This is a genomic window from Chryseobacterium sp. AG363 (assembly GCF_003610675.1).
Taxonomy (GTDB): domain Bacteria; phylum Bacteroidota; class Bacteroidia; order Flavobacteriales; family Weeksellaceae; genus Chryseobacterium; species Chryseobacterium cucumeris.
The window spans coordinates 24,901-46,390 of the sequence record NZ_RAQF01000002.1 but is presented as its reverse complement, the minus strand read 5'-3'; the positions used below and the strand labels follow the sequence as shown (position 1 = coordinate 46,390).

Below are 21,490 nucleotides of genomic sequence, written 5' to 3'. Positions count from 1 at the left end.
CAATTCTCTTTTTAAATTATACTTATAGGGAAAGGATGATAGGCAAAATAAGGTTAGCCATTAAAAAGCCACCAATCATAAAACAGACTGTTGCCACCAAAGAAGGCCACTGTAAGTTGGAAAGTCCCATGATTGCATGACCGCTCGTACATCCGCCCGCATATCTTGTTCCAAAACCAACCAAAAACCCACCCACTACCATCATAATAAATCCTCTCAGGGTCAACAGGCTTTCGAAATTCATCAGTTGTTCCGGAACCAGATTACTGTAATTTGTGATTCCATATCCTGCCAATTCTGCTTTCAGATTGGGATTGACTGTTATTTCATTAGGATTCACTAAAAATTGGGATGTAATCAATCCTCCGAAGAAAATCCCCAGTACAAAAAATAAATTCCAGGCCTCTTTTTTCCAGTTGTATTTGAAAAAATTTACATTGGCAGGAATACAGGCTGCACAGATATGTCTCAGCGAGGAACTGATTCCAAAGGATTTATTTCCCATAATCAATAAAGCAGGAACGGTAAGTCCAATCAATGGTCCGGCAACATACCAAGGCCAGGGTTCTTTTATAATTTCTAACATTTTTTTATTTATTTAAAATTTTAGTCTGACACACAAAATCACTTTTAGGAATCTCTGTAGAGCTAATTGCTTTAAAACCTCCTTCAATTTCTGAAAAGTTTCTGTATCCTCTTGCCTGAAGGATGCTTGCTGCCATTGTACTTCTGTAACCGCTACCACAATGCATGTAGAAATGTTCTGTTGGTTTTATCTTATGAATCCATTCGTTGATATAGGCCAGAGGTTTGCTGTAAGCTTCATGAATATGTTCTGCGTTGTATTCACTTTCTTTTCTTATATCAATGATTTTGGCTTCTTTTTCTTTGATTTCACTTTCAAACTGTTCCGCAGAGATGCGATTGACAAAGTCTGTTTCTTTTCCGCTTTTTTTCCAGCTTTCAAAACCTCCATCCAGAAAACCTAAAATATGATCGAATCCTACTCTGCTCAAACGAGTTACCGCTTCTTCTTCATATCCTTTTTCAGTAACCAGCAGAATAGGCTGGCTGACATCAGCAATTAAAGCTCCTACCCACGGGGCAAAATCACCATCCAATCCTATATTGATAGACTGTGGGATAAAACCTTTGGCAAATTCACGATTGGATCTTACATCTAAAATCAAAGCACTTGAGGCTTCAGCAATTTCCTCAAAGTGTTCAGGAGAAAGAGCGTGCAACCCTTTTGAAAGTACTTCATCAAAACTACTGTACCCTTTTTTATTCATCATCACATTCATTCCGAAATAAGCTGGCGGAGGCAAAAGCCCATCTGTTACTTCTTGTATAAAACTCTGTTTATCCTTTTGATTCAAGGCATAATTGGTTCTTTTTTGATTTCCCAATGTATCTACGGTTTCTTTCTGCATATTTTTGCCGCAGGCTGAACCGGCTCCATGAGCGGGATAAACCGTAATATCATCTTGTAAAGGCAGAATTTTATGATACAAACTATCATATAAAAGACCTGCCAGCTCTTCCTGAGTCATATTTGCTCCTTTCTGTGCCAGATCAGGACGGCCTACATCTCCAAGGAACAAGGTATCACCGCTAAAAAGAGCCTTTTCATTACCATTTTCATCAATCAAGACATAACACGAACTTTCAAGCGTGTGTCCTGGTGTATGAAGAACTTTAATTTTAATATCTCCTAGTTCAAATATCTGTTCATCTTCTGCAATAACAGCATCAAACTCGGGATTGGCTGTCGGTCCATAAACAATTGGAGCTCCGGTTTTAAGGCTTAAATCCAGATGTCCACTGACAAAATCTGCGTGAAAATGAGTTTCAAAGATGTACTTCAATTCTACTCCATCGTCCTTCAGTCTGTTGATATAAGGCTGTGTTTCTCTTAAAGGATCAATAATTGCGGCTTCGCCGGCTGAAGTAATATAGTAAGCACCCTGTGCAAGGCATCCTGTATAAATCTGTTCTATTTTCATTTTATTTTATTTTGATTTGTTATCTGATACAAATTTCCAGCTTTCTGCTTTCCCGTACAGCTACTTTTGTTACATAAGAACATTAAAGGAAGATTTCTTTCGTAATGATATAAATACCCATGATCAGGATAAACCACCCAAATGCAGGTTTCAGTTTTTTGCCGTCTATCTTTTTTGATAGTTTTGAGCCCATTATAATTCCTGCAACAGCAATCACCGTAATAGAAACCAGCAGTTTCCATTCTATTTTCACCTGGTTTACTGAAGAGAGGAAACCGATTAAAGAATTGAAAGAAATAATCATTAAGGAAGTTCCTATTGCAGTTTTCATGGGCACTTTTAATAGATTCACTAATGCCGGGATAATCATAAAACCGCCTCCTGCTCCTACCAATCCAGTTAAAACACCTACTATTGAACCCTGTCCTGCTGCCAGAAAAGCACTATTCTTATTCGTAATGCATTCTAAAGATTCTTCTGAAGAATTTCTTTTTATCATTTTATAGGAAGCCAGAATCATTAAGCCTGCAAAAATCAGTAGTAAAAAAATATTTTTGGTAACCGTAAAGTTCTGTATCTGGAATACGTTTTCAGGAATTAAAGGAAGAAGATATATTCTGGTCAGAAAGATAGAAATTACCGAAGGAAGTCCGAATACCAAAGCCATCTTAAAATTAACCAATCCCTTTTTAAAATAGGATACAGAGCCTACAAGACTGCTGATTCCCACTACAAAGAGAGAATATTCTGTTGCCAGAAAAGCATCAATCCCGAAGAGATAAACAAGTACGGGAACCGTGAGAATACTTCCTCCACCTCCTATTAAACCGAGAGAAACTCCTATTAAAACTGCGGCTGCATATCCTATAATTTCCATTTTTATTCAACTAATTCTGATGCAAAAATGGGAATGCGGAAAGAAAGCTACAGCTACTTTTGTTACATAAGGAGATTTTTTAACACAAATGAAGACTAATGGTTTCACAAAGGACACAAAGAATTTAGAGTAATTCCGCTTCTTTGAGATTGCTTCACCTTTGGTTCGCAATGACTTTAACTACCCCGTCAAAAATTCTTTGAACTTTTGCCACCCTTCCAAGAAAGAGAAATATGAGTATTTTTGATTAAATTGAGAGAGAATTTATGAGTTCAGGGCTTTCAGGAGGGTGATTTTATTTCTGCCTAACATGAGTTTTCCGTCTTCTTCCAGTTGCTTCAAAAGTCTTGACACCACTACTCTTGCGGTTCCCAGCTCATTGGCAAGCTGCTCATGAGTGGTATGAATGGTTTCAGAGCCGGTGAGTTCAGATTTTTTCTGCAATAGGTTGAGAAGTCTTTCGTCTACTTTTTTGAAAGCGATGGCATTGATGATATCTAATAGCTCTTCAAATCTTTTATGATACAGTCTGAAGATATAATCCAGCCATTCCGGATGTTCTTTGATGAATAAAGAAACTTTGTCTACGGGTAAGAAAAGTATTTCTGCATCCTCTTCTATCTCTGCTTTTACAATACTTTTTTCATTATGCATACCGCCCAGAAAAGACATGATACAGCTTTCTCCGGCTTTGATGTAGTATAATAAAATTTCACGTCCGTCTTCTTCTGTTCTGATCACTTTCAGCATTCCTTTCATCACAATAGGAATGGAACGGATGGAAGCATTTTCATCTAGAATAATATCTCCTTGATGGTAATTCTTCGTTATACCATATTGATACAGTTTTTCTACCAATTCTGGTGATGATGAGAATTCTGAAGAAAGTATCGTGTCGTTCTGCATTTTTTTATTCTAATTTACGCCAATTTCATCAACAAACAGCCATGCTTTGGAATCTGCACCAGGATTTCCTGCCGGAATAATGCCTGCATTTTCAATAGTTACTTTCAGATATTTCGCGTTCTGCGTTCCTACATTCACTTTGATTTTTCCGCCGGCCTTCTGAATTTCAGGCGTGCCGATCTCTTTAATCAGTTTGAAATTCTTATTATCATCAGAAACAAAAATCTTTGCAGATTTAGCCAGATGAATCCAGCTTCCTTTATTTTCAAGGGTATTGAAATACACTTCTGAAAAAGTTGTTTTCTGCCCCAAATCTATTGTTGCCACTACATCTTTTCCCTGAAAGCCCAGCCATGTTTTACCCAGTTTTTTTACATTTCCGATAATACCATCTACTAAGGTGAAAGCACCTCCAAAAGAATAGTTTTCGCTAGGTTGTTGTTCTAAAGTTATCTTTTTTCCGGTAGTCTTTGAAATGATAAATTGCTGTGTAGACACGGCACTTTTCAACTGCCCCTCTTCAAAATAAGCTGATTTAATGGTTAAAGAATTAGGAATCTCAACTGCCGTCTGATACGTTTTAGAATTGATGGAAGGGTTTGTTCCATCCAGCGTATATCGGATACCGTTTGAATTCTGCGAAGTAGACAGTTCATAAGCAATGCCGTTATTGGAAGGAATTACTTTTCCGGTGATGTTATAAATGCTTCTTGCATAGTTGACCTTCATACCATCCAGAACTTTAAACTGGTTAATCACTCTGTTTTCAAATTCTTTATAGTTCTTAGGATCTGATGTTCCCCATACTACTTCAGAAAGTGCCATTAATCTTGGGAAAATCATGTACTGTACCTGCTTAAAATCTAAAATATATTCTGTCCACAGATTCGCCTGAACACCCATGATGTACTTAGCCTGCTCTGCATTCAGTTCGGAAGGAACAGGATTGTAAGCGTATACTTTTTCTAAAGGCGTAAATCCTCCAAAAGCATTAGGTTCAGACTGTGGATCTCCCTGATAATGGTCAAAATAACAGTAGGCACCAGGAGTCATGACGGCAAAGTGTTTTGATTTTGCAGCTTCAATACCTCCATTCACGCTTGTCCAGCTCATCACAGCGGCGTTGGGAGCTAATCCGCCTTCTAAAATCTCGTCCCAGCCTATGATTTTTCGCCCTTTACTGTTAACATATTTTTCAATCCGATGAATAAAGTAGCTCTGTAAGCCGTGTTCATCTTTTAAATTATTTTTCTTAATCAGCTCCTGGCAGTGCGCACATTCCTTCCATCTTGTTTTCGGGCACTCATCACCTCCAATATGAATGTATCGGGAAGGGAATAATTGGATTACCTCATCCAGAACATTTTCAAGAAACGTAAAAGTTTCATCTTTCGGGCAGAAAACATCATCAAAAACGCCCCATTTTGTAGCAGGTTCAAAAGGACCTTTGGTACATGCCAGTTCAGGATATGCAGACAGTGCGGCCAAAGCATGCCCAGGCATTTCAATTTCAGGGACCACAGTAATGTGTCTGTCCTGAGCATATTTCACCACGTCTTTTATTTGTTCCTGTGTATAAAAATAAGGACCGTAAGGTTTTCCATCAAACGTGTTATCCACATAGGCTCCAATCATGGATTCTTTACGTTTTGAACCGATCTGAGTAAGCTTAGGATATTTTTTGATTTCAATCCTCCATCCCTGATCATCCGTTAAATGCCAATGGAAAGTGTTCAGTTTATACATCGCCAGATAATCTATATACTGCTTCACTTCATCTACTGTGAAAAAGTGGCGGCAGACATCCAGGTGCATTCCTCTCCATGCAAATTTCGGCTGATCTTCGATTTTCATAGCCGGAATATTCTTTCCTTCTTTATACTGTTCAATAAGCTGGATCAAAGTTTGAAGAGCCAGAAAGTATCCTTGTTTAGTGTAAGACTTTATATGTATCTGTTTTGGAGAAATTTCTATGGAGTAATACTCTTTTTTCTGTTCAGAATCTGCTCCTGATGCCTGAGGAATTATAGAATTCGTTAAATGAATTTCACCACCCTTCTTAGCATATTGAAATTCCACCTGAGAACCTATTCTCTTTTTGAAATATTCTGTTTCCTCTTTTGGCAGATCACCACTTAATACGAAAGCTTTTGGTATTGCAAATTCACCCTGTAAAAGTTGAACTTTTTGAGGATAAGGGATTAGATTTAATTTATTTTGGGCAAAAATCATGTTTGAAATCAATACAAAGAGTACTAGAAAAGTCCGTATCATGAGATGGGGTTAAGGTTTGAGCTAAGATAATTATTTTTCAAAACTCTTTGAGCCTTTTTAAAAACAAATTAAATACCCTATTTCAGACTCCTGTAAAATGAATAATTTACAGTTTTCAATCATTCTATATAGATATTATTCTATTAAATATGGGATATTGTGGTTTGCTTTTTGATCAATGTAGTCGACTTAAAAAAATTAAAGGTTTAAATTTGTAAAAAAATAAGATGAAAAAAAATATTTTTCTGGCAGCCGCTTTATTATTTTCTTTATCAGCTCAGGCACAAATTTTTGATATTATAAAATCTGCTGTTAAAGACAAAACAGGTGTAGATCTTAATGTTCCTGTTAAAAATAATGGTACGGTAACTTCTACTAAGACGACGACTACCACTTCAGGTAATTCATCTGCCAATATTGGAAACCTTACTTCAAGTCAGATTTCTTCAGGATTAAAAGAGGCCTTAAGTATGGGCGTAACGGATGGAGTAAAAAAACTAGCGGTAACGGATGGTTTTTTCAAGAATGAAGCCGTAAAGATTTTAATGCCTGAAAAATTAAGAAAAATTGATACAACACTACGTTCCATCGGAATGGGAAGCCTTGCTGACGAAGGCGTAAAATTGTTAAACAGAGCTGCTGAAGATGCCGTAACAGAAGCTGCACCTATTTTTACAAATGCTATTACTTCTATGACGATTACAGATGCCAAAAACATTTTATTAGGGAGTAATAACGCCGCAACAAGTTATCTTCAGGGAAAAACCCAGACTCAGCTGTTCAATGCCTTTCAACCCAAAGTAAAAGCTTCTTTAGGGAAAGTAGGTGCTGACACCCTTTGGAAAAACCTGATTTCAAAATATAATACGTTTACCGGACAGGCTGTTACTACAGATCTTAACGAATATGTTACTACAGAAACCATTAATGGAGTTTTTAAAATGGTAGCAGATAAGGAAAGCGGAATCAGAAATACACCTGCCATGAGAACTACAAGTATTTTGCAGAAGGTTTTTGGAGCGCAGGATGGGAAATAAATAAGATTAGACTAAATATATAAAGCTGTTTCATGATGAAGCAGTTTTTTTATGTTTAATTTCTTTTGTCTTGAAACAAAAGAAACAAAAGTTCAAGACCTGGACCTCTTCGCTAAAAATAATTCCTGTTCTCTAAAAATTCTAAACTTGCGCGAATCATTATTTCTTTATCGGTTCTGATTTTGCCTCGCGCTTCGGACAGGAGAATTTTCTTAACGTTCACAGGACTTATTTTTTTAACGCTGCGAGTTCCAATGTCAGTTTTAGGTAGTAAATAGAACTATTTGTTTGTGTCTAAATGAAGAAAGGACCGTTTTTTATTGTATTATTTTCTTTTGTCTTAAAACAAAAGAAACAAAAATTCAAGACCTGGATCTCTTCGCTAAAAATAATTCCTGTTCTCTAAAAATTCTAAACTTGCGCAAATCATTATTTCTTTATCGGTTCTGATTTTGCCTCGCGCTTCGGACAGGAGAATTTTCTTAACGTTCACAGGACTTATTTTTTTGACGCTGCGAGTTCCGATGTCGTCTTTAAAAAGTTTCGGCCTCACTTTGTGAGGCCGAAACTTTTTTATTTATTATCAGATTAGAACTGCATTTCAGGAATCTCTCCTTCAATAATCAGATCTGCTTCTGTTGCTTTGATAATATCTTCTACTGAAACTCCCGGTGCTCTTTCCACCAGCTTGAATCCTGCCGGAGTTACATCCAGAACGGCTAATTCAGTAACTACTTTTTTCACACAGTTTACACCCGTTAAAGGAAGTGTACATTTTTTAAGAATTTTACTTTCTCCTGCTTTGTTTACGTGCATCATGGCTACAATAATATTTTCAGCAGAAGCTACAAGGTCCATCGCACCTCCCATTCCTTTTACCATTTTTCCGGGAATCTTCCAGTTGGCAATATCTCCGTTTTCCGAAACTTCCATCGCTCCAAGAATGGTAAGATCCACTTTCTGACCACGAATCATCCCGAAACTGAAGGCAGAATCAAAGAATGAACCTCCTTCCAGAATAGTAATAGTCTGTTTTCCGGCATTGATGATATCAGCATCTTCTTCTCCTTCGAAAGGAAAAGGGCCCATACCCAATACTCCGTTTTCACTCTGGAATTCTACGGAAATACCTTCCGGAACATAGTTGGCAACCAAAGTAGGAATTCCAATTCCCAGGTTTACATAATAACGATCTTTCAGTTCTTTTGAAATTCTTTTGGCAATTTGTTCTTTTGTAAGCATAATAAAAACTTAGACTGCAATTTAATTATTTTCACTTGAATACAAAAGAGCTTTGTTGTATTCAACAATTAACACTGTTAGTTAAAATAATATCTGTAATTTTGTTCTATTATTTTTTAATAGAATGAAAATACTTTTTAGATATCTTAAACCTTATCAGTGGCTGATAATCATCTCTTTATTTTTGGCTACTGTCAATCAGGTTTTTTCTTTATTTGCTCCGGCGATCACAGGAAATATCCTTGATCAGCTGGTTACCCATCCCAACTTTTTTGATAAAGAAAAGCTATTGCCCAGAAGCCTGAATGAATATTTATACGGAAGTTCTGTATATCATGGGGCTTTTTACTTTTTGGGGCTTCTTATCGGAACTGCAATGGTAAGCAGAATTGCCAAAGCTTTTCAGGATTATGTGGTAAGCGTGATCACTCAAAAGTTTGGAGCGAAAATATTTACAGACGGCTTAAAGCATTCGATGGCACTGCCTTATCAGGAATTTGAAGACCAGAGAAGCGGTGAAACGCTGTCTATTTTAACAAAAGTAAGAGAAGATACGGTAAAATTCATCACTAATTTCATTAATATTTTCTTCGGAATTCTCGTCAGTATTATTTTTGTCTCGGTGTATGCGATCCGTTTACACTGGTCTATTATGCCGGTTTATATCTGTGGAATTTTCTTTATTGCCATTGTTACCAATTTATTGAGTAAGAGAATCAAAGTGATCCAGAAAAATATTGTAACGGAAACCACCGCTTTAGCCGGAAGTACTACTGAAAGTCTTAGAAATATTGAAATTGTTAAAAGTTTAGGATTAACCAATCAGGAAGTAATCCGTTTAAATAACAATACGTATAAGATTCTTGGCCTTGAACTGAGAAAGGTGAAAAGCATCCGTTCTTTAAGTTTTATTCAGGGTACCATGGTCAATTTTCTTCAACAGATGATTACTCTGACTTTATTGTATTTAATTTTTAAGAATATTGTTACACCAGGTCAGTATTTATCTCTGATGTTTTATGGTTTCTTTATTTTCGGACCAATGCAGGAAATTGGAAACATTATTATTTCTTATCGTGAGGCAGAAGCTTCTCTTCAGAATTTTGACCGTTTGATGAAAAAAGAGGTAGAAGAAAAACCTCTTCACCCTAAACAAATCGGGGCTATTGAGGAACTGGAATTCAAACATGTTTCATTCAAGCATCAGTCTGCGCAGTATAAAGCTTTAAATAATATTTCTTTTGATCTTAAAAACGGTGAGACCATTGCTTTTGTGGGACCGAGCGGTTCCGGAAAAAGTACCCTGGTGAAACTATTGGTTGGATTGTACAGACCTCAGGAAGGGAATATTTTTTACAATGGAATCAATGGAAAGGAATTTGATTTTGATGAGCTGAGAAATCAGATTGGTTTTGTAACACAGGATACCCAGTTATTTGCGGGAACTATTAAAGAAAACCTTCTTTTCGTTAATCCATCCGCTACGGAAGAGAAACTAGCAATTGCTTTACAAAAATCAAGCTGTACAGCATTATTGGAAAGAGCCGAAAAAGGAATTGAAACCGTAATTGGTGAAGGAGGTCTTAAGCTGAGTGGCGGTGAAAAACAAAGAATTGCCATTGCAAGAGCACTTTTGAGAAAACCTCATCTTTTAATTTTTGATGAAGCTACTTCTGCACTGGACAGTATTACCGAAGAAGAAATTACCACGACCATTAAGGACATTTCGAAAGAAAGGGAACAGATCACCGTTCTCATTGCGCATCGTTTAAGTACGATTATGCATGCTGATAAAATTTATGTTCTTGAACGCGGACAGATTGTAGAAACGGGTTCTCACGCCAATCTCATTGACGAAAAAGGGTTGTACTACGCCATGTGGAGACAACAGATCGGAGAAAGAAAAACACTTACTCCCCAAGCATAAAAAAAGCGCTGAACATCGATTCAGCGCTTTTTGTTTTTATTGTTTTGAACTTATTCTTTAGTTCTTACAGTTCTCTGCTCAATTCTTTTTTCAAATTTTTCTCCCTGGAAAATTCTCTGAACCATGATTCCCGGAATATGAATTTCGTTCGGATCTAATTGCCCCGGTTCTACCAGTTCTTCCACTTCAGCAATGGTAATTTTTGCCGCACCTGCCATCGGGTGGTTGAAGTTTCTTGCTGATCCTTTAAAAATAAGGTTTCCTGCATGATCGCCTTTCCATGCTTTTACGATAGAAAAGTCTGCATCGTAAGCGTGCTCCAGAATATGAGGTTTTCCTTTGAATTCTTTTACCTCTTTCCCTTCTGCTACTTCAGTTCCATACCCTGCCGGTGTGTAAAAAGCTGGGATTCCGGCCTGCGCAGCTCTGCATTTTTCAGCTAAAGTTCCCTGAGGAGTAAGTTCTACATCCAATTCACCTGAAAGCATCTGTCTTTCAAACTCAGCATTTTCTCCTACATAAGAAGAGATCATTTTCTTAATCTGTCTTTTGTGAAGCAGTAATCCTAATCCGAAATCATCTACTCCTGCATTGTTTGAAATACAGGTAAGATCTTTCACATCGCTTTCCACCAAAGCATTGATTGAGTTTTCAGGAATACCACAAAGTCCGAATCCGCCAAGCATCAGTGTCATTCCATCATTAATTCCTTCGATGGCCTCCTTTGCATTTTTTACTCTTTTATCTATCATGAAATATTAGATTTTTCTGTTGGCTAAATTTAATAAATTTTCTTGTATATCCTATGAGGGGAAACATTACTGAATTTGATACATTTTTTAAAAATCGATCTGAAACTTTTAAAAACATCATAATCAAAACATTACATCTAAAACTGAACAAGTCTGTTCATTTTTTATCTTATTTCTCATCAATTTCATCTATATTTGCCCTCTCAAAGCCGGAAATACTGTTTTTCAGTTCCGACGGAAATTTAAACACAACTTTAATGTAGAAATTATTTTATGGCAGATTACTACTGTCCTCATCACTTCTTTTGATCTCTATGAAGCTCTCTTTCAATATCTGCCATCTCACTAATCATATAAAAATATCAAAGCTTACATAAAAACATGAAAAAATTATTTACCTCAGCATTACTTGCACTGGTACTCAGCATCAATGTATGCGCACAGGAAAAAACGTATTTCGATGAAAACTGGAAAAAAACTACTCAGGACAATATGGAATATTACCGTGAAACGATTCCTAAAGGAAAGCTTACTCTTATCAAAGATTTCTATAAGGACGGAAAACTTCAAATGGAAGGACTGGCTTCAGACACTACTCCTAACAGTGAGGTTTTTGAGGGAAAAGTAACCTGGTATACTGAAGAAGGAAAGGTTCTGAATTTTGCCACCTATTCCAAAGGACAGCAGGTTGGCCCGGCACAGACTTATGATATGAATGGCAGACTGACAGAAGATGTGGTATATAAAGCTGACGGAAGTTTTTCAGGAAAGATGTTCAGTTATAAGGATGCTGAAGATGGAATGGTCTTTAATATTCTGGTCGATTACGAAAACTCAACGCCTGTAAAAACAACCGTTTATGATGATGACATTAAAGGGATCAGAAATGAAACTATCATTGATAAGGACGGTAATACCGAAACAAAATACTACGGTGAAAAAGGGAAATATCTTGGCAGCAGTACTACTTCCGGTGCGGGTGAAAATATGATGGTGGATTACTATTCCAGCCCAATGAGGATTTCTAAGATAGAAAAATACAGAAAGGACGGCAGTGTAAAAGAAGGCGTCATTTATAGCAAAAGCGGAAAGATCTTACAGGAACAGAAAATGAATAAAAAAGATGGCTATAAAACCACTTACGATGAGTCGGGAAAAAAAATAGGTCATCTTGTATACCAATATGATAAGGAAAATGATATTTATAATCCAATAGACGGGGATGATTATCATCTGGCTTATGAATATTCACAGATTTCCTCTATTGATACTTATGACAAAGGCTCAAAGGTAACCAGTAAATATTTTGATGAAGACGGAAAGTTATCCTCCGAGCAATTTTTAAAAGATGATCTTATCCAGGAAATCAAATATTATTCACCGGATGGAAAGCTGAAATCTACATTAACATACAAAGATGGTATCCCTTATAATGGTACTACTTATGAAGGTTTTAGTGAAACTGTTTATAAGGAAGGTATTATCATAAATATCAAAAACTTTTTTGAGGGTGACAATACAAAACTGAGTTTTGAAAAAAAGCTGAACGCTAAACAAACAGGCTATGATGCAACCGTTTACGATCCCAAAGGCACTATTCTATATACATTTACACAACCTATCACTGAAGACGGGGAAGATTATTCCTTCACAGCACAAATCACACAGTATGTAAAAGGAAAGCCTGCCAATAAGTCTTCTGTAAAAGCAGGTGTTATTCAAAGTGGAAAAATCAGAATAAAAACATGGGATGGAGCTAAAGAACTTGAACGCAGCGGGAAATGGATCTTGTTAAAACTTTATAATATGGATGGAAAGCTCATTCAGGAAACTAAAACGCTGGCCGATACTCAGGAGGAAGATGCTTCTGCCGAAAACCAGACGCTGATTAACGAAGATGATCTGCACCATTTATTTGACTAATTACCACAACTATATATCAAAGGCGGTTTCATTTTTTTGGAACCGTTTTTTGTTTAACCACAAACGGGCACAGATTTTCACAGATAATTATGGAAAATTATACTTTTTTACATCCATAAAAAAGAGGCTATCATTGCTGACAGCCTCTCCGTTATAATTGTGTTTTAATTTACCTTACTGAATGATCAGCTTTAAAGTAAACAGTTTTCTTCCGTGTACTTTTACATAGTAAACGCCTGCCGGAAGATTTTCATTCACCAAAGAGAAACGTTGGTTATTGATATTTTTCGACACATACAGTAATTCTCCTGAAGCTGAAACCAATTCAATTTTTTCAATCGGATAATCACTTTTAATAAAAGTAGGCTGTCCCGGTTTGGTTGGATTAGGATACAACACTACATTTTTCTCTGTACTTCTTGTTTCTTCCGTTCCTAAAGTAGGTGAAGCCACCTGGAATTGTACTCTGTTCGAAACTTCTGTGTAGGAATCATTGGTAAACATCACCATGTAGTAATTTCCCGGTGTTGCAGGTACTGCTGTTCCCTGAATAGTTTTTGTTCCCTGAGTTATTCCGTCAAAATAGGTATAAGAAACAAAATTATCATCCGGTGTCTGAACACTCTGAGGATATATTCCCAACCAGTCTTTGATGATTCCCGGAGAATCCGTCCATGAAGCCGTAATATTTTCACCCAAGGTATAAACAGGTTTGTTGATCCAAAGATCAGTAACGATATCTCCTACTTTGAAGAACGCCTTCTCCCCGATTCCGTTATATCCGTCTTCCAATAAATACTGAGCATAATAATACCCTTTTGGAAGTCCTGTGAAATTAAGAGTTCCTGATGCAGTTGTTACATAGCTCCATTTGATAGAAGCTGTAGTTCCCGGAGTTTGTCCCATTTTGTAAATTCCGATCCAGTCTTTCTGTAAGTTGGGTCCGTTTGTAAAATTAATAGTAACGGTTCCTCCCACAGGATACGTATCAGCAGTAGTCTGCAGCTGTACTTTCGGTCCTACATAGAAATTTTTTCTTGGAGTGATTTCTGTATAGCCGTTGTTGGCAAAAAATCCTGCAAAATACTGACCTTTAGTAGCCAGACCATTATTGAAAGTTACTGTTCCTGCAGTCTGCCCGTTCGTATAAATATAACCTTGTGAAGTGGTAGAAGCAGGAGTCTGTCCTTTTTTATAGATTCCTACCCAATCCTGCTGATTTCCCGGACCACCTGTAAACGTAGCCGTAATTGCTTCATTTTGCGCATATTCTGTTTTGTTTAAAGTAAATGTAGGATTTGACACTACACTTCCTGTAATTTCGAACTGCTTCACATCACTCCAGTCGCTCCACTCAAGGTTTCTGTCTCTGTAACGTGTTTTTACATAATAGATTCCGTTGGGAATAGAATTCGCTGCCAATGTCGCTTTGGTGATGTCTACTCCATCATTCAGGTTTTTCGTTTTATCAGGAGTTCCGTTTCCGTCTTTTCCGAACCAGTTTTCAAAATCGCGGTAAAATTCCTTTTCAATCACAGAGAAGTTCGAGGCTTTACTGATCTGGAACTGTGTTGTATTTAAAAGCTCTCCGTTAGAAGATGAAAATGCACTTCCATTTAATGTCAAAGGTAAAGTAATGGGTCCTGAGAACGTATTGGTAATGGATGGTTTTGCAGGTTTAGGTTGATTTTTATATCTGTGGAAAGAATCTACCAACACATTGTTTTTCTTATTGTAAATTCCACCGATTGAATAACATTCGACATCTACTTTTCCGGTTGGGACATCTACTTCCACGATCTGATAGGTCCAGTCTGTCAAAGTTTTCTGAACATCGTCAAAATCCTGTTCATTAGACATTCCCCAATACTGATCCCATGCAGTTCCTCCGGAAATAATCTGATAATTCGGTGTGTTTTTAAGCTGACCTCTGTGGTATAAATGATGGTGGGCTCCTACGTGCATTAAATATTTATCAGAAGTTACCAGAAGCGGTACGGCATTTTCTCTTACCCATGTAGAAATATCTCCCACATACTGCTCAGCCTGATAAGGTCTGTGACTTAAAGAAATAATCCAGTCTACCGTAGAATCATTGTTGGCTGCCGTTAAAATCTGCTGAAGCCACGTTTGCTGTGCTGATCCTGTATGTTCAGAACTTAAACTTACAAATAATACATTTCCTGCCTGCTGGGCATAATAATTTTCATTTCCTGAGCTTATACCTTTATAACTGATTTCATCAATATAAAAATGGGCATAGTAGGAATTCATTCCCATCGTTCCGTAAGTTTCATGATTTCCTACCGTTGTCTGAATAGGCAGATAAGGTGATAATTTGATATTCTTTTTAAAGTGAACATTTTCATAATGGTCCAATGTACCTACGTCTACCTGGTCACCTACCATAAAAGTAAGCGCAATATTATCTGACGGATCTGAAGCAGCTCCGAATTTTTCCTTTAATTTTTTATAGGCATTCAAAGTAAGCGTATCATATCTCGGTTCTGCTTTGATCTGGTTGTCCCCCATAATAAGGAAGCGGATCTTTCCATTGGCAGTTACCGCCTGTCCCGGTAAAGGAAGTGTTCTGAAATTATAAACGGCAGACTCGCTGGTTCCTGTTTTGATCTTATAATAATATTTGGTATTCGGCTGAAGGTTAGTAATCTTTGCTGTGTGGTAATAGTAATTGTTGTTGTATCCCGTATCTGAGAAGATGTTGGTAGTTCCCGTTACGGTAACATTCAGATTCGCTGGAGAATCTCCGTAGATCACTGTTGTTTCATTATTGGAAGCTGTTTTCCAATTGACGATCATAGAATTCGGAGTCGGGTTTTGTAAATAAGGGAACAAAGCCTGCCCGAAAGCCATCTGGACCGCGAAACAAAAAAAGAAGAAATAATGTTTCATAATCGTTTTCGTTTTAAAATAACATATAGAATTTCGAATTGTAAATCAACTATTTAAAAATCCTTGCTAAGATTTTTTACTTCGGGCAAAAGTAGAACTCCCATATAAACTCTGTCTGATGGTATTTTAAAGAAACCGTTAATTTTTCAGCGAAACCGGAATGAAAAAATTATAGTTTTTAGCACATTAAATATTTGGTGTATTCAAAAACTATTTTGTACATTTGCAACCTGTTATTCAACCTCTGACGAAGAACGTGTAAGTTGCTTAGCTTTAACATTTTATTTTATTAATAATGGATTTATTAAAGTACGTACAAGACAAGTACATTGCGAAAAAAGAATTCCCTGAATTCAAAGCAGGTGATACAATTACTGTGTATTACGAAATTAAAGAAGGACAAAAGACCAGAACTCAGTTCTTCAAAGGAACAGTTATCCAATTAAGAGGTACTGGTTCTACAAAAACTTTCACTATCAGAAAAATGAGTGGTGATGTAGGTGTAGAAAGAGTATTCCCTATTAACATGCCTGCACTTCAAAAAATCGAAGTTGATAGAAGAGGTAGAGTTAGAAGAGCTAGAATTTACTACTTCAGAGACCTTAGAGGTAAAAAAGCAAGAATCAAAGACGCTGCTTACAAGAAGAAATAATTCAGACAACAATACATACAAAAAGAGGCTGTTTACGTGTAAACAGTCTCTTTTTTTGTTTCAATATTTTTTACTTTTTATAGGGAACTCCTTCTCCGGTTTCCAGAAATTTTTTCAGACTGCCTATAAATTGCAGCCAACCATTTGAACAGATCTCATAACATTCAATAGCCGGGTTCAGACCGATATGAGTAAGTTTTATCTGGCAACCCCCTTTCTTTTCCTCTATTTCCCATACAATTGTTGTTCCGATCCATTCTGTTTGGTTCTTTAAATCGGGAAGAGCAATTAATGAGTCTTCAACAGACCATACAACTTTTACATTGGCGGTTAATTCTTTCACACGCATTGTTTTGTGAATCTGATCTCCAAATCTTATGGTGAAAAGATTTCCCTCCTCCGAAGATGAACCTTCAAACAATTCAGTCCACCAAAGAGGAATTTCATGAGTCAAAGCATGGTACATTTTATCTACAGTAGTGTTGATCTCAACTATATGCATGTAATTCTCAACGTTACTGGTACTCATTGTTTTCATAAAATATATATTAGGTAATACAATTTTATGAAATTTACTATGAATCAGGCTTTTCATAAGACAAGAAATATACATTGCAATTCTTGAATAGAAGTCTTTTTGAAATTTTATATTATTACAATCCTGTCAAGGTTTAAAACCTTGACAGGATTCACAATCAGTACTTTAATCAGTTGCAAAAAGACTATTCATTCTTCATAAGATATTGCAAAGGTGTTGAACCTGTGTGTTTTTTGAAAAACTCAATAAAAGCACTGTCTGATGAAAAGTCAAGGATATGCGACACCTCTCCTATTGAATTACCTTCCACCAAAAGTTCAATAGACCGCTGTAACCTCCATTGCTGTCTCCAATCCTGATAAGACAGTCCGGTTTCTTTTTTAAAAATACGGCTGATCGTTTTCTCCACTGCTCCGGTTTTTTCTGCAAGATTTTTCAACATTGGAGGTATAGACTGACGTAGCGTCCACTCTTCAACGATTCTCTTAAAACGTCTGTCCTGCGGCATTTTAAGTTCCAGTTTTTCTTCCTGAGCCCTTTGCATTTCATCCCAGAATACGTTTAAAAGATTGGTTTGGTCACTTTTAAGAGCTGACCATTCCCAAAAGCAAATCCTTTCTATAATTTCCTTTAACAAGGTGTTGACATGAAGAACTTTCAGATCTAATTTTATATACTTTTGGGAATAATCTTCATCAAAATAGATGGATCTGTAGGCTACAATGTTTCTGAAATTCACACGATGAACTTCATGGGCAGGAATCCAAAGCATTCTGAACGGAGGAAGAACCAACTGTCTGTCAGAAGTAGTCACTGTCATACAGCCTGATGGCGCATACAACAACTGAGACTTTGTTTTATGAAAGTGAAAACCGGAATCATGCAATACCATATCAGAAGCTATTCCAATTACATTTTCGTGAAGGGTATCTGCATTAAAACTTTCATTTTGCTTCAGTATAGCCATGTCCTATTTTTGATACTTTTTGTTTTTACATCATTATAAATATACATGGATTTTTTGGAAACTTTGCAGAAAAAAATGAAAAAGACAAATCCTATCTGGCTGCTGACTCTACTTGTGATGCTTCCTCAGTTTGTAGAAACCATCTACAGTCCAGTTTTACCAATGGTACAGGAGAAATTTGGAGTGAATGAAGAATCAGTTACCTTAACGATCAGTTTATATTTTATAGCATTTGCGCTGGGGGTAGCATTCTGGGGTATTCAATGCGACAGGATCGGAAGAAAAAAATCAATGGAATATGGTCTCATTACCTATGGAATCGGAAGCCTGGCAGCTGTTTTTACTTCTGATTTTATGATTCTTCTTACAGCCAGGATTATTTCAGCATTTGGAATTTCAGTGGGTTCCATTGTGACTCAAACCATTTTAAGAGACAGCTATGACAAAGATAATCTGAGTAAAGTATTTTCCTGGATCGGAATCGGCTTATCTGTAAGCCCTGTAGTAGGAATGATTACCGGTTCGGTATTGGCTTCTTCCTTCGGATATCCGAGTGTATTCATCACATTATGTATGCTGGCAATCCTATTCTTCATGCTCTCCCGACAGAAAATTTCGGAAACCCATCATTCGGAAAAGGAAATCAGCATGAATATTTTGATACGTTTGCTCAAGCGGATGCTCTGTGATCAGGACATCATCAGATGCTGTTTATTAATCATGAGTTTCAATGTTTTATTATTTTCATACTATTCGCTGGCTCCTTTTATTTTTAAAGAAAATCATTATTCGTCTTATGTCTTTGGGTACAGCAGTATGATACTGGCAACAGGTACATTTGCAGGAGCAAAAATTAACAGATACCTGTTATTCAAGAATATACAACCTAACTATTTAGTAAAAGCAAGTATATGTATAGCATTTATCGCCTCTATTTTCGTATGGATTCTGATAGGTACAGGAATATACTTTTTAATTCCTTATTTCTTCATTGTGATGGCATTCAGCATGGCTATTCCTAATATTTTGAGTACTGCCCTCATTCATTATAAAAGTGAGACAGGAAGTGCCGGAGCTTTATTGGGATTGATTTATTATATCCTGATAGGTTCAGGACTAATAGCGATTGGTTTTATACAGAACCTGGGAATTGCGTGTGTCTTGTTTTCTGGAATTGGAGTTTGTACTTTATTGCTGTTTGGGAACAAAAAGAATTGATTTTGAAACATTAAGTTAATGAAGTTAATAAGAATAGTTAAGTTTCATCAAAGATGAAAAATTAAGCAAAATGTTTATAAAGCTTATTATTTTTACTCACTTGCAAAAACTTAATGTTTCCAATATTTTATATTTTTAAATTAATTTATTGTATAAAATCATACAGTGCTTCCATGAACTTAGGGTAGACCTCGATATGCGGAAGATGCCCTACATTTTCAATTTCGACAAGCTTTGAACCCGCAATTTCACGTTGAGTTTTCTTTCCCAATTCCTGATATTGCCCCATTTTAGGTTGAAGTTCTTTAGGTGCTCTGTCCTTTCCTATTGCGGTTCTGTCTCTTGTTCCAATGATAAGCAAGGTAGGAACTTTGATATTTTTAAACTCATAACATACCGGCTGATTGTAAATCATATCCGAAGTAAGTGCAGCATCCCAAGCTACCTGAGGATAATCTTTATGAAGAGTCCATCCTGCGATTAAGTCAAGCCAGGGTTGATATTCTTCTTTCCATTTGTTGTCGTAATAGAATTTAAGCTGATAATTCTTATACGTTTCAGCTGTATTTTTAAGTTCAGACTGATAAGCCTGGTCAATGGTCTGGTAGGCTGCAAAAGTTTTATAATCTTCCAGTCCGATCGGGTTTTCGAGAATCAGTTTCTGTACTTTCTCAGGATATAGTAATGTAAATCTGGTGGCCACCATTCCTCCCATTGAATGTCCCAATACTATGGTTTTATCAATTTTCAATACATCCAGAATTGCCTTTGTATTTTCTGCCAGTTGCGAAAAAGAAAATTGGTAAGTATGAGGCTTTGAAGATTTTCCAAATCCTATCTGATCAGGAATCACTACCCGGAATCCTTTGGCAGAAAGGTCTTTTGCTGTTCTCTCCCAGTACGCTCCATTAAAGTTTTTGCCGTGGAGAAGCATGACCGTTTTTCCGTTCGGTTTTTGCGGTCTTACATCCATATAAGCCATTTTCAAATCTTCGCCCTGAGACTTGAAATTGAGATAATGTACTTCGTAAGGATATTGATAATCAGACAGCATTGCATCCAGAGGTTTCACCTGTGAAAACATAAAACCTGAGACTGTCAAAGAAAAAACAGTCATTATATTTGTGAAATGTTTCATGAAACGTTTATTTTAAAGATAAAATTAAAAAAAACCGCTCCAAAAGGAACGGTTTCAACTGTTATTTTTAGTTAAATATTTTTTAGACAATTATGCCATTGAAACTTCTTTTTCTTTTTTTGAAGGTAAATTCATCAAAACAATGGCAAAAAGAATCAGAACAATTCCTACCCACTGGATCAGAAATACTTTCTCTCCCAACAAAACAAAAGCCATGGTAACAGAAACCGGAAGTTCCAGTGATGAAACGATACTTCCAAGTCCCAATCCTGCATTGGGAAACCCAACATTGAATAAGATTGGCGGGATAATTGTTCCAAAAAGAGCCAGTACAAATCCATACGTGAGAAATATTGAATAATTAAATGAATGGATATGTTCTGTATTATCAGTAAAATTCAGGTATAATGATTTTAAACCATCAAAATACATAGGCCCTATCTGGGCAAAGAATAAGAATGCAAAAACTACAACAGAACCACCTGCCAGCATAATAATACTCTTTCTGAAAACCGGAAGATGAGTAGCCAGTGTGTTTGAAGTGAACATCGTCAAAGTATAGGAAGCTGCTGCCATCAGTCCCCAGAAAACCCCATGCCAGTCCAGTTCTATTTCCATATTAATAAGATTCGTTGCCAGAACCGTTCCCAATAATACGATAACCACAGAGACCACTTTCCTTGTATTAGGCAGCTTTTTTGTAATAATACTCTCTACTACCACACTAAACCATACCGACTGCATCAATAATACAATAGCAATGGAAACATTGATATATTGTACGGCAATATAATAAAATAAACTGGTACCTCCCAAAGAAGTTCCTGCAAGCAAGAGCATTCTTACTTCTTTAGAACTTGGCATTGATAATTTCTGCTTTGAGGTTATGGTCTGAATAAAGTTGAGGATCAAAAGTCCTGTCAAACCTAAAACGAATTGGGAAGTAGTAACTTCTGAGGTTGTAAAACCATTATGATAAGCCATTTTCACAAAAGTGGCTAACATACCGTATATACTAGCTCCAATCCCTACAAATAAAACACCTTTTAGTATATTTTTCTTCTTCATAATTTTTTTAACAGCCTGCAAAGGTACGACATATTAATTTAATCATTCTGAA

At 36.6% G+C, this 21,490-nt stretch carries 17 protein-coding genes; 5 read left to right on the top strand and 12 right to left on the bottom strand.

Features of this window, described 5'->3' with window-relative positions; genetic code table 11:
- Window positions 1–22 precede the first annotated feature (22 nt).
- From DEU39_RS00190 to DEU39_RS00170, 5 genes are all read right to left on the bottom strand, one after another.
- Window positions 23–586 carry a YeeE/YedE family protein gene (locus DEU39_RS00190; protein WP_120230488.1) on the bottom strand — a complete coding sequence of 188 codons (564 nt, stop codon included), beginning with the start codon at window positions 584–586 and terminating at the stop codon, window positions 23–25.
- A 4-nt stretch (window positions 587–590) separates the two neighbouring features.
- The gene (locus DEU39_RS00185; RefSeq protein ID WP_120230487.1) at window positions 591–2,006 is read right to left on the bottom strand and encodes an MBL fold metallo-hydrolase; all 1,416 of its coding nucleotides are present in this window, start codon (window positions 2,004–2,006) and stop codon (window positions 591–593) included.
- Between the two features lie 82 nt (window positions 2,007–2,088).
- Window positions 2,089–2,883: a sulfite exporter TauE/SafE family protein gene (locus DEU39_RS00180; RefSeq protein ID WP_120230486.1), complete on the bottom strand. Its 795-nt coding sequence runs from the start codon at window positions 2,881–2,883 to the stop codon at window positions 2,089–2,091.
- A 264-nt stretch (window positions 2,884–3,147) separates the two neighbouring features.
- Entirely contained in the window at window positions 3,148–3,789 is a 642-nt protein-coding gene (locus tag DEU39_RS00175; protein WP_062671045.1) for a Crp/Fnr family transcriptional regulator, read from the bottom strand.
- Window positions 3,790–3,798: 9 nt separating this feature from the next.
- A complete protein-coding gene (locus DEU39_RS00170; RefSeq protein WP_120230485.1) occupies window positions 3,799–6,063 on the bottom strand; it encodes a family 20 glycosylhydrolase in 2,265 nt (754 codons plus the stop codon).
- Window positions 6,064–6,290: 227 nt separating this feature from the next.
- Between DEU39_RS00170 and DEU39_RS00165 the strand changes: the two genes are divergently transcribed.
- Window positions 6,291–7,100 (top strand): DUF4197 domain-containing protein, encoded by an 810-nt coding sequence (locus DEU39_RS00165; RefSeq protein WP_120230484.1) that lies wholly within the window; start codon window positions 6,291–6,293, stop codon window positions 7,098–7,100.
- 588 nt (window positions 7,101–7,688) lie between these two features.
- Here DEU39_RS00165 and DEU39_RS00160 read toward each other — a convergent pair.
- Window positions 7,689–8,342 (bottom strand): CoA transferase subunit B, encoded by a 654-nt coding sequence (locus DEU39_RS00160; RefSeq protein ID WP_002980639.1) that lies wholly within the window; start codon window positions 8,340–8,342, stop codon window positions 7,689–7,691.
- 124 nt (window positions 8,343–8,466) lie between these two features.
- Between DEU39_RS00160 and DEU39_RS00155 the strand changes: the two genes are divergently transcribed.
- Window positions 8,467–10,269 (top strand): ABC transporter ATP-binding protein, encoded by a 1,803-nt coding sequence (locus tag DEU39_RS00155; protein WP_120230483.1) that lies wholly within the window; start codon window positions 8,467–8,469, stop codon window positions 10,267–10,269.
- Window positions 10,270–10,319: 50 nt separating this feature from the next.
- Here DEU39_RS00155 and DEU39_RS00150 read toward each other — a convergent pair whose 3' ends face one another.
- On the bottom strand, window positions 10,320–11,021 hold the full coding sequence (locus DEU39_RS00150) for a CoA transferase subunit A (RefSeq protein ID WP_062671053.1): 702 nt from the start codon (window positions 11,019–11,021) through the stop codon (window positions 10,320–10,322).
- 381 nt (window positions 11,022–11,402) lie between these two features.
- Here DEU39_RS00150 and DEU39_RS00145 point away from each other — a divergent pair, with 381 nt between their 5' ends.
- Window positions 11,403–12,944: a membrane-binding protein gene (locus DEU39_RS00145; protein ID WP_120230482.1), complete on the top strand. Its 1,542-nt coding sequence runs from the start codon at window positions 11,403–11,405 to the stop codon at window positions 12,942–12,944.
- A 174-nt stretch (window positions 12,945–13,118) separates the two neighbouring features.
- On the opposite strand, the gene DEU39_RS00140 is transcribed toward DEU39_RS00145, so the two are convergent.
- Window positions 13,119–15,857, bottom strand: coding sequence for a fibronectin type III domain-containing protein (locus tag DEU39_RS00140; RefSeq protein WP_120230481.1), 2,739 nt, complete (start codon window positions 15,855–15,857; stop codon window positions 13,119–13,121).
- Window positions 15,858–16,152: 295 nt separating this feature from the next.
- Between DEU39_RS00140 and rplS the strand changes: the two genes are divergently transcribed.
- Complete coding sequence (gene rplS, locus DEU39_RS00135) at window positions 16,153–16,509, top strand: 50S ribosomal protein L19 (protein WP_002980648.1); 357 nt, start codon at window positions 16,153–16,155, stop codon at window positions 16,507–16,509.
- A 70-nt stretch (window positions 16,510–16,579) separates the two neighbouring features.
- On the opposite strand, the gene DEU39_RS00130 is transcribed toward rplS, so the two are convergent.
- Complete coding sequence (locus DEU39_RS00130) at window positions 16,580–17,047, bottom strand: SRPBCC family protein (protein ID WP_183037352.1); 468 nt, start codon at window positions 17,045–17,047, stop codon at window positions 16,580–16,582.
- 184 nt (window positions 17,048–17,231) lie between these two features.
- Window positions 17,232–18,014 (bottom strand): AraC family transcriptional regulator, encoded by a 783-nt coding sequence (locus DEU39_RS00125; RefSeq protein ID WP_120230479.1) that lies wholly within the window; start codon window positions 18,012–18,014, stop codon window positions 17,232–17,234.
- Window positions 18,015–18,089: 75 nt separating this feature from the next.
- Between DEU39_RS00125 and DEU39_RS00120 the strand changes: the two genes are divergently transcribed.
- Window positions 18,090–19,232, top strand: a complete 1,143-nt coding sequence (locus DEU39_RS00120) for a multidrug effflux MFS transporter (protein WP_120232172.1) — start codon at window positions 18,090–18,092, stop codon at window positions 19,230–19,232.
- Window positions 19,233–19,377: 145 nt separating this feature from the next.
- On the opposite strand, the gene DEU39_RS00115 is transcribed toward DEU39_RS00120, so the two are convergent.
- Window positions 19,378–20,349, bottom strand: a complete 972-nt coding sequence (locus DEU39_RS00115; RefSeq protein WP_410493205.1) for an alpha/beta fold hydrolase — start codon at window positions 20,347–20,349, stop codon at window positions 19,378–19,380.
- A 111-nt stretch (window positions 20,350–20,460) separates the two neighbouring features.
- Window positions 20,461–21,438, bottom strand: a complete 978-nt coding sequence (locus DEU39_RS00110; RefSeq protein ID WP_120230477.1) for an EamA family transporter — start codon at window positions 21,436–21,438, stop codon at window positions 20,461–20,463.
- Window positions 21,439–21,490: the final 52 nt, after the last annotated feature.